The 13,392-nt window shown below is 53.5% G+C and carries 12 protein-coding genes; 3 read left to right on the top strand and 9 right to left on the bottom strand.

All coding sequences use genetic code 11. The features are described from left to right. Window positions 1-3: 3 nt before the first annotated feature. The 7 genes from fis to ppa all read right to left on the bottom strand — a co-directional run bounded on the left by fis (window position 4) and on the right by ppa (window position 7,229). Window positions 4-339: a DNA-binding transcriptional regulator Fis gene (gene fis, locus ACQKE4_RS03030; RefSeq protein ID WP_427386834.1), complete on the bottom strand. Its 336-nt coding sequence runs from the start codon at window positions 337-339 to the stop codon at window positions 4-6. Then, on the bottom strand, window positions 336-1,385 hold the full coding sequence (gene dusB / locus ACQKE4_RS03025; protein ID WP_427386833.1) for a tRNA dihydrouridine synthase DusB: 1,050 nt from the start codon (window positions 1,383-1,385) through the stop codon (window positions 336-338). The genes fis and dusB overlap by 4 nt, the downstream gene beginning before the upstream one ends. Before the next feature lie 100 nt (window positions 1,386-1,485). Next, entirely contained in the window at window positions 1,486-2,400 is a 915-nt protein-coding gene (gene prmA / locus ACQKE4_RS03020) for a 50S ribosomal protein L11 methyltransferase (RefSeq protein ID WP_427386832.1), read from the bottom strand. A gap of 89 nt (window positions 2,401-2,489) precedes the next feature. Beyond that, on the bottom strand, window positions 2,490-3,830 hold the full coding sequence (accC, locus tag ACQKE4_RS03015) for an acetyl-CoA carboxylase biotin carboxylase subunit (protein WP_427386831.1): 1,341 nt from the start codon (window positions 3,828-3,830) through the stop codon (window positions 2,490-2,492). A 31-nt stretch (window positions 3,831-3,861) separates the two neighbouring features. Beyond that, window positions 3,862-4,320 (bottom strand): acetyl-CoA carboxylase biotin carboxyl carrier protein, encoded by a 459-nt coding sequence (gene accB, locus ACQKE4_RS03010; RefSeq protein WP_427386830.1) that lies wholly within the window; start codon window positions 4,318-4,320, stop codon window positions 3,862-3,864. A 322-nt stretch (window positions 4,321-4,642) separates the two neighbouring features. After that, window positions 4,643-6,514, bottom strand: coding sequence for a protein-disulfide reductase DsbD (gene dsbD, locus ACQKE4_RS03005; protein ID WP_427386829.1), 1,872 nt, complete (start codon window positions 6,512-6,514; stop codon window positions 4,643-4,645). A 184-nt stretch (window positions 6,515-6,698) separates the two neighbouring features. Beyond that, entirely contained in the window at window positions 6,699-7,229 is a 531-nt protein-coding gene (gene ppa / locus ACQKE4_RS03000) for an inorganic diphosphatase (protein WP_427386828.1), read from the bottom strand. 249 nt (window positions 7,230-7,478) lie between these two features. On the opposite strand from ppa, the gene ACQKE4_RS02995 reads away from it, so the two are divergent. Next, the gene (locus tag ACQKE4_RS02995; RefSeq protein WP_427386827.1) at window positions 7,479-9,194 is read left to right on the top strand and encodes a protein kinase domain-containing protein; all 1,716 of its coding nucleotides are present in this window, start codon (window positions 7,479-7,481) and stop codon (window positions 9,192-9,194) included. A 152-nt stretch (window positions 9,195-9,346) separates the two neighbouring features. Here ACQKE4_RS02995 and ACQKE4_RS02990 read toward each other — a convergent pair whose 3' ends face one another. Together ACQKE4_RS02990 and rnt are read right to left on the bottom strand one after the other, a co-directional pair. Beyond that, complete coding sequence (locus ACQKE4_RS02990; protein WP_427386826.1) at window positions 9,347-10,606, bottom strand: 6-phosphofructokinase; 1,260 nt, start codon at window positions 10,604-10,606, stop codon at window positions 9,347-9,349. A gap of 161 nt (window positions 10,607-10,767) precedes the next feature. Further along, a complete protein-coding gene (gene rnt, locus ACQKE4_RS02985; protein WP_427386825.1) occupies window positions 10,768-11,436 on the bottom strand; it encodes a ribonuclease T in 669 nt (222 codons plus the stop codon). 218 nt (window positions 11,437-11,654) lie between these two features. Here rnt and ACQKE4_RS02980 point away from each other — a divergent pair, with 218 nt between their 5' ends. Continuing rightward, window positions 11,655-12,875 (top strand): argininosuccinate synthase, encoded by a 1,221-nt coding sequence (locus tag ACQKE4_RS02980; RefSeq protein ID WP_427386824.1) that lies wholly within the window; start codon window positions 11,655-11,657, stop codon window positions 12,873-12,875. 189 nt (window positions 12,876-13,064) lie between these two features. Continuing rightward, a complete protein-coding gene (locus ACQKE4_RS02975; protein ID WP_427386823.1) occupies window positions 13,065-13,391 on the top strand; it encodes an HlyU family transcriptional regulator in 327 nt (108 codons plus the stop codon). Window position 13,392 lies beyond the last annotated feature (1 nt).

Here is a 13,392-nt window from a genome sequence, read left to right as displayed (position 1 = left end):
TCGTTATGGGGCGTCACCTTCGATAAGTCCGTAAAGCTTTAGTTTTTTGCGCAGGGTGCCACGGTTGAGTCCTAGTACATCTGCGGCTCGGGTCTGGTTGCCGTCGGTATGTTCCAATACGCAGGCCAGCAAGGGTGCTTCAACTTCAGCCATCACCATGGCATATAGGTCAGTTGCTTGACTGCCATCGAGATGTTCGAAGTAGCGGCGCATGGCGGTCTCCACAGCTTCCCGAAGCGGCTGTGGGGGTGTGCTGGCGGCAGGGTCGGCCAGCGTGCCCACAAGGTGGGAGACCGTGTGGGAATTAGTCGTGCTAGAGAGAAGATCGCGTTCGGTCATGCAGCATGGCTTCCTTTGGCTAGCAAACGCGTGGCAGCATCGGGTGCCATCGCGTCGTTGATCCAATCAAATTGCATTTCGGGTAAGGCTAATGCATTAAACTGCTGCTTAAGCGCGCGCTGTTGGGGTTGCGTAAAGCGTGGGTCATCGTTGAGATACCAACCAACGTGCTTGCGTGCAATTCGTACGCCCATGGTGTCGCCATAAAACTCATGTAGCGCCGCAACATGCTCCTTAAGCACGTGGTGACGCTCTATGAGAGTAGGCAGTGCCATCCGCTCCCCATACTGAAGATAATGACTAATCTGCTGGAAAATCCACGGGTTGCCTTGGGCGCCACGTCCCACCATGACTGCATCAGCGCCGGTATAAACGAGCACTTCGGCGGCTTTTTCAGGACTTATTATGTCGCCGTTGGCGATGACTGGTATCGAGAGGCGTGATTTGATCTCAGCAATCGTGTCGTACTCTGCCTGTCCAGTATAGCGCTGCTCGCGATGTCGGCCATGTACGGCTAACGATTGAATGCCCGCTGACTCGGCAAGTTGCGCAATGCGCAACCCATTGTTCGTTTCAGCGCACCAGCCGGTGCGAATTTTAAGCGTCACCGGAATATCAACCGCCGCGACTACCGCCTCAAGAATCTCTGCCACCAATGCTTCATCACGCAGTAGGGCTGACCCCGCCGCTTTATTGCATACTTTTTTTGCGGGACAACCCATATTGATATCAATAATCTGCGCACCCAACTCGGCATTCAAGCGAGCTGCCTGAGCCAGCATTGCTGCATCGCCACCCGCGATTTGCACAACGCGCGGGTCGGGCTCGCCACGATGATCCATACGTAGCTGCGATTTTCGCGTATGCCATAGGCTGGGATCTGCGGTCACCATTTCACCTACTACCCAGCCAGCCCCCAATTGTCGGCAGAGCTGACGAAAAGGGCGGTCGGTGACGCCCGCCATCGGCGCAAGTATTACCCGGTTGGGTAACTGATACGGGCCGATGGTGGGTAAGCCGGAAGTGGCGGGTACATTTATTGTCATGGCATTGGGCTGTCTAAAAACTGAGCTAGCGATGAGTAGGCGCTTTCAAGGGGGCGTATGATACGCCTACTCAGCGGCAGGGTGAAGGCCGTACGCTGCTTTAACGTGGACGCTGACCAGAAAGGCGCACCCAGCCTTCGCGAATTACCGGCTCTTGCATGGTAATCCCTTGGGCTGCATAGGCTTGATAAACATCATCGGCCTGGTTGGCTAATATGCCGGATAGTGCAATGCGACCGCCAGGGGCCACATGCCCGGCAATCATTGCTGCCAGTTCGACAAGCGGGCCCGCCAGAATATTGGCCGTCACAATGGGATAGCTCCCGCCATCACTTAACTGCTCGGGGTAGTAGAGGTTTAACGCTTCTTCGGCGATGCCATTGCGCTCTGCGTTATCACGGCTGGCTTGCAACGCCTGGGGGTCAATGTCGGTGGCATCAGCGTGACTGGCGCCCAGCTTGAGCGCGGCAATGGCGAGAATGCCCGAGCCACAGCCCACATCAAGTACCGGCTGCTGCGCTAAGTGTCCGGCAACCGCGAGTTCATCCAGCCACTCAAGGCATAGGGCTGTTGTGGGGTGTGTGCCGGTGCCAAAGGCAAGGCCAGGATCAAGGATCAAGTTAACCGCGTCGGCCTCTGGCGGCTCGTGCCAGCTGGGCACAATCCAAAGCCGTTGGCCCATGCGTAGCGGGGTGAAATCATCCATCCACTCACGCTCCCAGTCACGGTCGGCCAGTAGCTCATACTCGATGGTTGGGCAGGGTTCGCCAGGCTGTTGCTCCGACCATGCAGCTTGAATACGCTCCAGCATGCTCTCGACGCCCTCAAGGTCGTCGTAGAGGCCCGTTAGAATGGTATCTTGCCAAAGCGGTGTGGTGCCGCGCTCAGGCTCAAATACCGGGTCATCGTGGGCGTCTTGAAGGCCAATGGCCGTTGCCCCCTCATTGATCAAGAGCTCTTCGAGGAACTCTGCTTGCTCAGGGGCGACATGGGCTTTGAGTTGAAGCCAGGGCATGGAGATTCTCCGCAACGCGAATAAAAAACGAGTACGGGGTGGACATAGCCACCCCGCTAGGCATCAATCGTGACGCTGGAAAGGCAGATTTAGCTGCTGAGTTTCTTTTCCAGGTAGTGAATATTGACGCCGCCTTGACGGAAGTAGCTGTCGCGAACCAGGTCTTTTTGCAGGTCAATATTGGTTTTGATGCCTTCTACCAATAGCTCGTCGAGGGCATTGCGCATCCGCGTTAAGGCGATTTCACGGTCTGCTCCCCAAGTGATCAGCTTGCCGATCAGAGAGTCGTAATGCGGAGGCACGGTGTAACCTGTATAGAGATGTGAGTCCATGCGTACACCTAGACCGCCTGGTGCGTGAAACAGCGTGACCTTGCCAGGTGAGGGCATAAAGGTACGTGAGTCTTCGGCATTAATCCGGCACTCAAAAGCGTGGCCTGAGAGTTTTACATCTTCTTGCCGAATCGACAGCGGCAGGCCAGAGGCAATGCGTAGCTGTTCTTTGACGATATCCACGCCGGTGACCATTTCGGTGACCGGGTGCTCAACCTGAACACGGGTATTCATCTCAATGAAGAAGTATTCACCGTCTTCGTACAAGAACTCAAAGGTGCCGGCGCCGCGGTAGTTAATTTTAATGCACGCTTGACGACACGCTTCAAGCACTTTGGCGCGGGCTTCCGGGTCAAGACCTGGTGCCGGTGCCTCTTCAAGCACTTTTTGATGGCGGCGCTGCAGTGAGCAGTCGCGATCAAAAAGATGTATGGCGTTGCCTTGACCGTCGGCAAGTACCTGCACTTCTACATGGCGCGGCTTCTCAAGAAACTTCTCCATGTAAACCGTGCCGTCTCCAAACGCAGCGTGCGCTTCGGTGCGGGTCACGGTAATGGCCGATAGCAGATGCCCTTCAGTATGCACCACGCGCATACCGCGGCCGCCGCCACCAGAGGCTGCTTTGATGATGACCGGATAGCCGATGCGCTTCGCGGTGGCTAAGTTAGTGGCGTCATCGTCACCCAATGGGCCGTCTGAGCCGGGAACGGTAGGAACACCGGCTTCCTTCATCGACTGGATAGCGCTGACCTTGTCGCCCATCAGGCGAATTGTCTCAGCGCGGGGTCCGATAAAGGTAAAGCCCGAACGCTCTACCTGCTCGGCAAAGTTGGCGTTTTCCGATAAAAAACCGTAACCAGGATGAATAGCGCTTGAGTCAGTCACTTCAGCAGCACTGATTAACGCAGGAATGTTCAAGTAAGATTGCGTTGACGAGGCCGGCCCGATACACACGGCTTCATCTGCTAGGCGAACGTGCATTAGCTCACGATCAGCTTTTGAGTGCACCGCTACGGTTTTAATGCCCAGTTCTTTACAGGCCCGTAGGATACGGAGGGCAATCTCGCCGCGGTTCGCGATAAGTACCTTGTCCAGCATGGGAGAATCCACCCGTGTTGAAAATGAAAGATTAAGCGATAACGATCATAGGTTGATCGAATTCCACTGGCTCGCCATCTTCCACTAAAATGGCTTCCACTACGCCGTCACGGTCAGCTTCAATCTGGTTCATCATTTTCATGGCTTCGATGATGCACACGGTATCGCCTTGCTTAACGCTATCACCAACTTCAACAAACGATTTAGCGCCTGGAGCCGGGCTGCGATAGAAAGTCCCTACCATGGGGGAATTCACCGCTTCACCACGATAGCTAGCGCCGGCTGATTCAGCTTCCGGTGTTACTGTTGGAGCGCTGGGGGCGGGTGCGTAATTAGGTTGCGCATATTGCGGCATTGGCTGTTGCTGCCAAGAGGCGCCATTTGGGTGACGGCTAATGCGTACTGACTCTTCACCTTCTTGAATTTCAATCTCGCTAATATTGGACTCTTCGAGCAGTTCAATTAGTTTTTTAACTTTGCGGATATCCATGGCATAGCCCCATCAATGTCATAAAAGGTAGTCACAAAATGCTTAAGCGTAGAGCGAGAAGCGCTTTGTGGCGCTCATTAAGCGCAGTAAACCAGATTTAAAAATGAAGAGAACGCTGCATGTTAGCGAACGTTACCTCGTTCTCACCCCTAAAAAAGGAAAATTTTAGCTAATATGGGAGCGGAGTTTGCCGAAAAAGTGCGAGGATGTCCAGCGACAGCCAGAAGCTGCCGATTAGCATAAATTTAAACAACTGTTTGAGGATGTTCGCGACAGAAGACTGCATTAAGGCTTTTACACCGAGCTGACGAGGATGGTGGCATTAGCTGTTGGCCAACCACTGGTTGACAGATTCAAGGTGACCATGCAACTGATCGGCGGTTACTTCACCCTGGATTCGTGCATCACGAATTTCTTCTCCTTGATTAAAAAACAGCAGGCTGGGTGGGCCAAACAGATTGAACCGCTCAAGCAGCTCACGACTTTGGCTATCGGTATGGGTGACATCGGCGGCAATTAATGTATAGCCACTCAAAGCAGAGGAGACGCGAGGGTCAGGGTAAACATCACGCTCCATTAGCTTGCAGGAAATACACCAATCGGCGGTAAAATGCACAAACACTGGCTGACCAGCATTGTCAGCTTGAGCGATGGCTTCATCCAGCGCGGTGATACTATCTATTTCAATGAAATTGAGTGATTCCGCTTGTTGTTCACTAGGCGCACTGGTATTGGATGCTAGTGGCCGGAGGGGGTTGTTGCCCCCTTGAGCGGCGCCAATCACCAGCAGTACCCCCCACGCAAGTAACATAAGACCCAAGGTTTGCCGCGCCCGCGGCCAGCCCTGTGGCTGATTGAAATTCAGTGCCCCTAAAGCCAGTGCACTGCCGATCGCCAGCCCGGCCCATAGCAGCAGCGCAATAGGCGCTGCCACCAGGCGCTCTACCATCCAAATCGCCACGCCAAGAAGAAGTAAGCCAAAGGCGATTTTTACGCCATTCATCCAAGCGCCAGTGCGCGGCAGTAGGGTAGTGCCAAAGGTGCCGACGAGCAGTAAGGGAATGCCCATACCCAAGCCCAATGCAAATAGCACGGCGCCACCCATCACTGCATCCCCCGTTGTGGAGATAAACACCAGTGCCCCGGCCAAGGGTGCCGTAACACAGGGTGATACTACCAACACCGATAGCGCACCCGCTAAGGCTAAGCCCGGCGGACCACTGCGCTGAGCGCGCGCCTGCCAAGCATCAATACGGTTGGTCAAACGGGGTGAAAGATTGAGGTTAAACGCACCAAACATGGCGAGTGCAAAGAGCGTAAAGAGCGCTGCGAAGGTAATTAATACCGGGGCGGACTGTAAGCGTGCCTGGAGATTAAGTCCCGCGCCGAACAGCCCCATCAAAACGCCTACCAGTGCGTAGGTAAGCGCCATACCCATCACATAGCTGGCGGAAAGCACAAAGGCGCGTGGCCTGGTTGGGTTCTGCCCCACCACAATTGATGACAAAATTGGAATCATCGGAAGCACGCAGGGCGTAAAGGTCAGCCCCAGGCCGGCGATGAAAAATAGCCCCAGCGCCAGTGGTAGGCTGGCATCGCTGATTAAGGCGCTGAAGCGGCTATCTTCACTTTGTGGAGCATTGAAGCCACCCTGAACGGCGGTTTCAGATGCAGCGGCTCCAGCGGCGGTCACTTCGCGGCTAGCGACATCCCAATTTGCAAACTGGCTGGGGGGTTGAGTTTCGCTGGCCTCAAGATTCGTGCGCTCCGGCGGGTAGCATAGCCCTGCATCGGCGCAGCCTTGAAAGGTGAACTCAATGCTAAGTGGGCCTGAGTAAGGGGGCTCTAGCGGAACTTCGAATACCAACTGGTCGCGGAAGATATAAACATCACCCATAAACTCGTCGTTAGTGAAGGTGCCTTCCGGAATATTGGGTTCGCCGAGCATGACATTGTCGGTTTCACCAGCAACCGCTAACTGGTGGCGATAAAGATAGTACTCATCTGCGATGTCTACACCGATAAACAGTGTATTACCATCGTGCCAAGCGGTGGGTTGGAAGGCCTCCATCACCGGTAAGAAGTCATCTTGGTTGCTGGATGATGTAAACCATTGAGCGTGGGCAATCGGCGGTAACAAACCGATGACGAAAACTAATAGTGTAAACAAGCTCAGTCGTTTAAGAGATAACACGGTGCGTCCTTAATCAATGGCATCGCAAGGTAAGATGGATAGCATACCGCAACCTTAAACCCCTCGCGTACAAGCTGCGGTGATGTGACGCGCCCGCTAATACTACGTTAATCTTTAACGCAATAAGGCTGCCCGTAGGCAGCCTTATAGTATTCATGGCAAAAGTAGCGCCGCCGTAATGTTATTACGCTTTTTGGTACGCGCTAACGGCTTTTTCGATTGCTTTGCGTGCAGCGTCAGCGCCTTCCCAAGACTCTACTTTCACCCATTTGCCTTTTTCGAGATCTTTGTAGTTCTCGAAAAAGTGAGCGATCTGCTGACGAAGCAGCTCAGGTAGGTCAGTTACTTCCTGAATATCGTCATAGAGTGAGCTTAGCTTGGCGTGGGGTACGCAAACTAATTTAGTATCTTCGCCGGCTTCATCGGTCATATTCAGCATGCCGACGGGGCGGGCGCGGATAATGCTGCCGGGCTGAACGGGGTGCGGGGTAACGACCAGCGCGTCAAGTGCATCACCATCGTCTGCCAGGGTGTGCGGGATAAAACCATAGTTGGCTGGGTAGAACATAGGCGTGGCCATGAAACGGTCAACGAGTAGCGCGCCCATATCCTTATCAATTTCGTATTTGATCGGATCGTGGTTAGCTGGAATTTCGATTACTACGTAAACGTCGTTGGGGAGATCCTTTCCAGCAGGGATATTATCGAAGTTCATCGTTGATTCCTTGGTAGTGCATGGCTAGGCAGTTGTTTCAGAGTCGTTTATAGCGGGGGATTATACGAAGATGACCGCGCGATTACCAATGCGACATAGGTGGGTCGATGTAAAATAGAGCGAATATAAAAGCGTGCTAATACGATAGAGACGTTTGGCGGGCATCGTTTCAGCTCAGCAGCGTGTATCATAACCACTATTGGTTGACAGTGATGTCCCTCGATCGAGTCGGCAGCCTAGGAGGATGACTTGTCGCACGCCCAGTTGCTCATCAGTTATGGTCAAGCGTTTGTCGCACCCGATCGGCGCTCACACCGCAGTTCAATGTCGGTTCGTTTCCCTGAAGCGCCTCTGCTACGTGCGAAAGGTGGCTGTGCCGTTATCAGTGACTCTATCTCACGCAATACCATGGCCAAGCAGGCGGGCGATTTAAGCGTGCGCGGCTTTTTAGCTGACTACTTTTCAACCCCCGACCACTGGGACGTCAAAACCTCCGCAACTCGGGTGCTTCGCGCGCTTAACAGCTGGTGCTACAGCCAAAGCCAGCACGTAAAAGAGGGCAGTTTTGTATCCTCTATGTCGGTGATGGTGTTTCGAGGCTGTGAGGCCCATCTGTTTCATATGGGCGATACGCTGGTCTTTCGCTTGCGCGGCGCAGAGTTTGAGCAGTTAAGCCGCGACCATGTAACTGATTTAGGCGGCTATCGCTACCCTTCCCGCGCCTTGGGTATGGATGGCAGTGTCGATATCGATTACACCCATATCGCGCTAAAGCAGGGCGATCTTTTCCTGTTCACCACCCAGGGGGTGCGCGGCACGCTGCTGCCCTCTGACTATGTACGTTTGATTCGCCAGGATGCCAGCGATTTGGATGCCGCTTGTGAGCGTTTGGCGGATGAAGCGAAACAGCGTGCTCAAGAGCGAGGCTATGGCGGCGATCAGTTCTGTTTTCAGCTCGTACGAATAGATGAGTTGCCTGAAGAAATAAGCGAGCACCCCGGTCAGCTATACGGCGACTTACCGATTCCACCTGAGCTTGCGCCCGGTCAGCGGTTAGATGGCTTAGAAGTGCAGGCAGTCTTGTCCCGAACGGCGCAGTCCAGGGTTTATCGCGTACGCGATGTTCACACCGAACGAGAAATGGTGATGAAAGCGCCAAGCCCGGAACTGTCACTGCGTAATGCTTATCTTGAACATTTTCTACTTCAGCAGTGGGTGGTTGAACGGGTCAATTCGCCGTTTGTTGTTAAGGTGATGGAGCCCTCGCGGCCACGGCGCTACCTGTATTATTTGATGCAGCATATCGAGGGTGAGACGCTGCGCCAATGGGCGGAGCGGCATCCTCAGGCAAGCCTGATTCAGCGTCTCGATATTGCCAATCAGTTAGGTAAGGCGGTTCAGGCGCTTCACCACCGCGATATTATTCACCAGCAGATTAGCCCGGATAATATTCTGATCGACCCCCACGGCAAGTTAGTGCTTACCGATTTCAGTGCCTGCCATATGCGGGATAGCGAAGGGCATCGCCACTCTGGAGAGCTGCTTCGCCAGATTGGCTTTAACGAACACACCGCCCCTGAATATGCGTTGGGTGACAGCATCGGTCGGCGTAGCGACCAATACTCGTTAGCCTCTACGGTTTATTGGCTGTTAACCGGCGCGTTGCCCTATACGCTGACGCCCAATCGCCTGCGCAGCCATACTGACCTTGAAGAGTTGAGTTTTCGCAGCGCGCGCACCACCAACCCCGAAATTTCGCCAGAACTCGATGACGCACTGCGACGCGCGCTAGACCCTCAACGGGCATTGCGATTCAGGCGTCTATCGGAATTTTTGCACGCACTCAGAAAGCCGCTAGGGCGACTGCCCTCCAGGGAAGATAATCGCCAGGAGCCGCGGCGTTTCTGGCAGGGTGTAGCAGGAATATTGCTGTTACTACTCGTGCTTTCCTGGCTACTACGTTAAATTTTAATTAACTAAAGCCTTAGTAGCGCAATACATTTAAAACAGGGATAGGTCATTGCGAGGAGCGAAGCGACGCGGCAATCTACGTGTGGTGATAAATAACCCCGAGATTGCTTCACTGCGTTCGCAATGACCGGTGATCAGTTAGCGGTTTAAAGCGTAAAAGTAGGCAGCTTGCGCTCGGCTTTGGCGAGTTTGAGCTTAGCTACTTTCGGCAGTCCGTTTTCAAACGGAGGGAAGTCTTCGCCCTGAATGAGCGGTGACAGGTAGTCGCGGCATACTTGCGTAATGCCAAACCCATTCTCAGTGATAAAGTCACGGGGCATGAACTTCTCTTTGTTAGCCACCTGGGAGAGCGGGGCAGAGATCACATCCCACTGATAAGGTGACTGAGAAATACGACGAATGGCAGGCATCATCGCGTTTTTACCCGCCAGCGCCAGGGTGACCGCTTCACGCCCCACTGCATAGGCTTGCTCAACGTCAGTTTTAGACGCCAAGTGGCGCGCTGCGCGCTGCAAGTAGTCGGCCACTGCCCAGTGGTACTTGTAGCCCAAATCCTGCTTAATCATGCCCGCAAGCGTTGGTGCCACACCGCCAAGCTGGCGATGACCAAAGGCGTCGGTGTTGCCCGCATCGGCTAAGAAAGTGCCATCTTCGTAGCGCGCACCCTCAGAAACCACAATCACGCAGTAGCCATAGTTCTTAACGCACTCTTCAACCCGTGCCATGGCCGCTTTACGATTAAACGCAATCTCCGGGAAGATAATCATATGCGGAGGCTCGCCTTCCGCTTGACCCGCCAAGCCACCGGCAGCGGCAATCCAACCGGCGTGACGACCCATGACCTCAAGCACAAACACCTTGGTAGAGGTTGCGCACATGGAAGCGATATCCAGCGAAGCTTCCAGGGTAGAGGTGGCAATATATTTAGCAACGCTGCCAAAACCGGGGCTGTTATCGGTAATCGGAAGGTCGTTGTCGACGGTTTTAGGCACGTGGATAGCGGTGAGCGGATAGCCCAGCTTTTCGGAAAGCTGAGAAACTTTCAAGCAGGTGTCCGCGCTGTCGCCGCCGCCGTTGTAGAAGAAGTAACGAATATCGTGGGCTTTAAATACTTCGATCAAACGCTCGTACTGGGCGCGATGAGTATCAATATCTTTCAGCTTGTAGCGACAAGAGCCGAAGGCACCGCCAGGTGTATGGCGAAGGGCGGCAATGGACTCATCGCTCTCTTGAGTAACATCGATAAGGTCTTCGGTTAATGCGCCGATAATACCGTTATGGCCGGCGTATACCTTGCCAATTTGATCGGGGGCTTGACGGCAGGCTTCAATAACGCCGCAGGCGCTGGCATTGATCACGGCGGTGACGCCACCGGATTGGGCGTAAAAGGCATTATGCTGGGCCATGGAAACGTCTCATCTCCTAAAACGGGTAGGGTAAAGGCAACTGCTGTTTGTTAGCCAAGCATAAGCGCAATTTCACCTAGCTGGTTGGACAAACGCATATTAAACCAAGGTTGCAAAGTTTAGCGTAAAGCCCTGCTAACTGCATTAGCGTCGATGGCTGGCTAATCGATGCCATCCATTTCCTGTTCTCGCTGGGCCAACTGCCAGCCGCCTAAATCCTTATAGCGATTGACCATGGCACAAAACAATTCGGCGGTACGCTCTGTATCGTATCGGGCAGAGTGAGCCGCTTTATTATCAAATTCGATACCTGCCGCGCGACAGGCACGGGCAAGCACCGTTTGTCCGTATATCAAACCTGCAAGCGTGGCGGTATCAAAACTTGAGAAAGGGTGGAATGGGTTACGTTTAATACCGCAGCGATCGACCGCGGCGTTTAGAAAACCTTGATCAAATGCCGCGTTGTGTCCGACTAAAATGGCTCGGGTACAGTCGTGAGCTTTGATCGATTTACGAATCGGTCTGAAAATCTCACCCAGCGCTTCCGATTCACTTAGCGCTACCTGACGACGTAACGGATCGTCTAGGTTAATGCCGGTAAAGTCGAGCGCTGACTGCTCAACGTTCGCCCCTTCAAAGGGGTGAATGTGGTAGGCATAAGTAGCATCAGGAAGCAGGTTGCCCTCCGGATCCATGGTTAACGTGACGGCGGCTATCTCAAGCACGGCATCGCCTTGGGCATTAAATCCCCCGGTTTCTAAATCAACGACCACTGGCAGATAACTGCGAAAACGTTTGGCCATTAATTCGCGGGCAATTGCCTCGCTCATGTAGCTCTCCTTCTTTTCAAGCGAGTAATAGTAAAGCGAGTAATAGTAAAGCGAGTATCAGTCGAAATAAGCGGCAAGCCACCGCTTTGAATGGTGTGATTCTAGCAGCTTTACCCTGCTGGCGTCGTTGACGGTATTCGCTGGGCATTGAGAACGCTATACTCAGCGTCTGTGTCAAAAACCAATCGCAAAGGTTTATCTTTTTAAAGGAGCAAAGAATGTCCGATGTCAAAAAGGTTGTGCTGGCTTATTCAGGCGGCCTGGACACATCCGTAATCGTTAAGTGGTTGCAAGAAACCTACAACTGCGAGGTAGTGACTTTTACTGCCGACATCGGCCAGGGCGAAGAAGTTGAACCAGCCCGCGCCAAAGCGCAAGCCCTCGGTGTTAAAGAGATTTATATCGAAGACCTGCGCGAAGAGTTTGTGCGTGACTACGTCTATCCGATGTTCCGTGCCAACACTATCTACGAAGGCGAGTACCTGTTGGGCACCTCTATTGCCCGCCCGCTGATTGCCAAGCGTTTAATCGAAATCGCCAACGAAACTGGTGCCGATGCTATTTCCCACGGTGCCACCGGTAAAGGCAACGACCAGGTGCGCTTCGAACTAGGTGGCTATGCCCTGAAGCCGGGTGTGAAAGTGATCGCTCCTTGGCGTGAGTGGGACTTAACCTCGCGTGAAAAGCTGATGGCTTACTGCGAAGAGCACAACATCCCGGTCGACTTTGCCAATAAAAAGAAAAAATCGCCGTACTCCATGGATGCCAACCTGCTGCATATCTCTTACGAGGGCGGCATTCTGGAAGATCCTTGGGCCGAAGCTGAAGACGATATGTGGCGCTGGAGCGTGTCTCCTGAAGCTGCTCCCGATACGCCCACCTACGTTGAACTGACGTATGAAAAAGGCGATATCGTGGCCGTAGACGGCGAGCCGTTGAAAGCGCATGAAGTGCTGGAAAAACTCAACAAGCTCGGCGGTGATAACGGTATCGGTCGCTTGGATATCGTTGAAAACCGCTATGTGGGCATGAAATCCCGTGGCTGCTATGAAACGCCAGGGGGCACCATTATGCTGCGCGCCCACCGCGCTATTGAGTCGCTGACCCTGGATCGCGAAGAAGCCCACCTGAAAGATCAACTGATGCCGAAATACGCTGAAGTGATCTACAACGGCTACTGGTGGAGCCCTGAGCGTCGTATGCTCCAGGCGGCGATTGACGAAACCCAAAAGAATGTATCGGGTGTCGTGCGTATGAAGCTCTACAAAGGTAACGCTACCGTGGTAGGCCGCAAATCTGATGAGTCGCTGTTTGATGAATCGATTGCTACCTTTGAAGATGATGCGGGTGCTTACAATCAGAAAGACGCTGAAGGCTTTATCAAGCTTAACGCGCTGCGTCTGAGAATTGCCGCCGGTAAAGGCCGCAAGCAAAGCTAATATGGCTATTGAAAGGCATCGGCGATAGGGTTAAGCGGGAGTCTTTCGCCATGGCCGGAAAATGTTCCTGACATTTCCGGCATTTCCGCCATTCATGGCGGTCAGATGGCGAAAGTAGCGCCCACGGATGGGTTCACAGTGCCCCCGCGCCGCCCTAACGCCGTAGCCCAACCAAGTTAAGGGGTAACTGTGCTTAAAAAATTATTATCCGGACTCTTTGGTGGTGATCGTCAAACGTCACCCGGCGCTACCACCAAAGCTGCTGAGGCTGTTGGATACAAAGGCTATGAGATCGTGTCTCAGCCGGACGATCAAAGCGGCCAGTATCGTGTAAGCGGTATTATTCGTAAGCCGGGCAATGCAGGTGAAACGCTTGAACATCGCTTCGAGCGTTCAGATATGTTGCCAGCCCGTGAAGCTTGTGATGCCATGATGGTGACCAAATCGCAGCGCTATATTGATGAAGTTGGCGATGCGATGTTCGAGCCAGACCCGCGTCGCGCTGGCGAAGGCTAAT

This window comes from Halomonas sp. NPDC076908 (assembly GCF_050269715.1).
Lineage (GTDB): Bacteria > Pseudomonadota > Gammaproteobacteria > Pseudomonadales > Halomonadaceae > Vreelandella.
Note: the sequence above shows the minus strand (reverse complement) of the source record. Positions and strands in the feature narration are given on the sequence as shown.